The sequence below is a fragment of the Mesorhizobium sp. M5C.F.Ca.IN.020.32.2.1 genome (assembly GCF_004023105.1).
In the GTDB taxonomy this organism is placed as follows: Bacteria; Pseudomonadota; Alphaproteobacteria; order Rhizobiales; family Rhizobiaceae; genus Mesorhizobium; species Mesorhizobium wenxiniae.
The window spans coordinates 1-2,135 of sequence record NZ_RZSX01000995.1; the positions used below are offsets into that span (position 1 = coordinate 1).

At 63.5% G+C, this 2,135-nt stretch carries 2 protein-coding genes; both read right to left on the reverse strand.

The window, feature by feature from the left end:
• On the reverse strand, nucleotides 1-415 hold a 415-nt coding region (locus EOA86_RS40840; RefSeq protein WP_281035721.1), incomplete at its 3' end, for an XdhC family protein.
• 73 nt (nucleotides 416-488) lie between these two features.
• Nucleotides 489-2,135, reverse strand: a 1,647-nt coding sequence (gene xdhB / locus EOA86_RS31965) for a xanthine dehydrogenase molybdopterin binding subunit (protein ID WP_128345250.1), incomplete at its 5' end; no start/stop codon positions are given.

Genomic DNA, 2,135 nt, shown 5'->3' on the forward strand with positions numbered 1-2,135 from the left:
CCTTCCCCCTTGAGGGGAGGGCGGCGGCGAAGCCGTCGGGCGGGATCGCCGCGGCAGTGCTCGACGCTCTGGCGATGCCTTCTGAGACGACGCCCTCTGGCCGCTTCGCGGCCTGCCCTTCGCTATGGCTCCGGGCGTTCGTCGCTGAAAAAGCCAAATCGTTGGCTTTTTCTCGGCCATTGGCCGACCTCTCCTCACCCCCCTCAAGGGGGGAGAAAAGCATCTGCCGCGCCTTGTCGATTGCCATGTATTCGAGTTGGCCGCCGCCGATCGTTCCAAAACTTGCCGCGCCCGAGACGAGCATGAAGGCGCCCTTCTCGCGCGGCGTCGAACCTTTTGTCCCGGCCACCTCGACCAGGGCGACCCGGCTGGCGTCGGCAAGAAAGGCTTTCAAGCTTTGCACTTTCGAGGTCATCATTCGCATTCCCTATCGGGAAATATAGAGTTTTCGGCCTGAATTGCACGCTTTCTGGGATTCCAAAGACTGGTCACGTGCTGCTCTTGGCTTCCCTCTTCAGCCGTTCGATCGCCATCAGCACACGCTCCGGCGTCGCCGGTGGATCGAGGCGCGGGCAGATCCGGTGGTCGGCAACGCTCGCCACCGCATCCGACAGAGCATGCAGCACCGACATGCCGAGCGGGAGCGGCGGCTCGCCGACCGCCTTGGAGCGGTGCACCGTCGGCTCGTGCGCCTCAGGCCAGTCGGCCAGCGTCACGTTAAAGATCTTCGGTCGGTCCGAGGCCAAGGGGATTTTGTAGGTCGACGGCGCATGGGTGCGCAGCCGGCCCTTGTCGTCCCACCAAAGTTCCTCCGTCGTCAGCCAGCCCATGCCCTGGATGAAACCGCCCTCGACCTGGCCGAGGTCGATGGCGCGGTTCAGCGAGCGGCCGGTCTCGTGCAGGATGTCGGTGCGCTCGACCATGTATTCGCCGGTCAGCGTGTCGACCGACACTTCCGAGCACGCGGCGCCGTAGGCGAAATAATAGAAGGGGCGACCCTCGCCCTTGTCGCGATCCCAGTGGATTTTCGGCGTCTTGTAGAAGCCCGCCGCCGAAAGCTGGATGCGGGCCATGTAGGCCTGCCTGACGAGATCGGCGAAGGCGATCTCCTGGTTGCCGATGCGCACCCGGTTGGGCAGGAACAGCACCTGGTCGCGCGGCACCTGGTATTGTTCAGCGGCGAAATTGGTCAGCCGCTCTTTGATCTGCCGGGCTGCGTTCTGCGCCGCCATGCCGTTGAGGTCGGAACCTGACGACGCGGCGGTCGCCGAGGTGTTCGGCACCTTGCCGGTCGTCGTTGCGGTGATCTTGACCTGGTCGAGGTCGATCTGGAACTCTTCCGCCACAACCTGCGCCACCTTGACGTAGAGGCCCTGCCCCATTTCGGTGCCGCCATGGTTCAGATGCACCGAACCGTCGGTGTAGACATGCACCAGCGCGCCGGCCTGGTTGTAATGCGTAGCGGTGAACGAGATGCCGAATTTGACCGGCGTTAGCGCCAATCCGCGCTTGATGAAGCGGCTGTTGGCGTTGAAGGCTTCAATGGTGCGGCGACGCCGCGCATAGTCGCAACTCGCCTCCAGTTCGGCGACGATGCGGTGGATGATGTTGTCTTCGACCGTCTGGTGATAGGGCGTGACGTTGCGGTCTGAGGTGCCATAAAAGTTCTTCTTGCGGATCTCGAGCGGGTCCTTGCTAACGGCAAAGGCGACCTCGTCGATGACGCGCTCGGCCCCGACCATGCCTTGCGGCCCGCCGAGGCCGCGGAAGGCGGTGTTCGACACGGTGTTGGTGTAGAGCGGTGCCGATTGCGCATGAACCGCCGGCCAAAAATAGGTATTGTCGCAGTGGAACAGCGCGCGATCGGTGACCGGGCCTGAAAGGTCCGCCGAGAAGCCGCAGCGCGCCGCGAACATGAAATCGACGCCGAGAATATTGCCCTCGTCGTCGAAGCCAACCTCGTAATCGACCAGAAAGTCGTGGCGCTTGCCGGTGGCGATCATGTCGTCGTCGCGGTCGGGCCGGATTTTCATCGCGCGGTGGTGTTTTTTCGCAGCAATCGCCGCGAGCGCGGCAAACTGGTTGCCTTGCGTTTCCTTGCCGCCAAAGCCGCCGCCCATACGGCGGATCTCGAC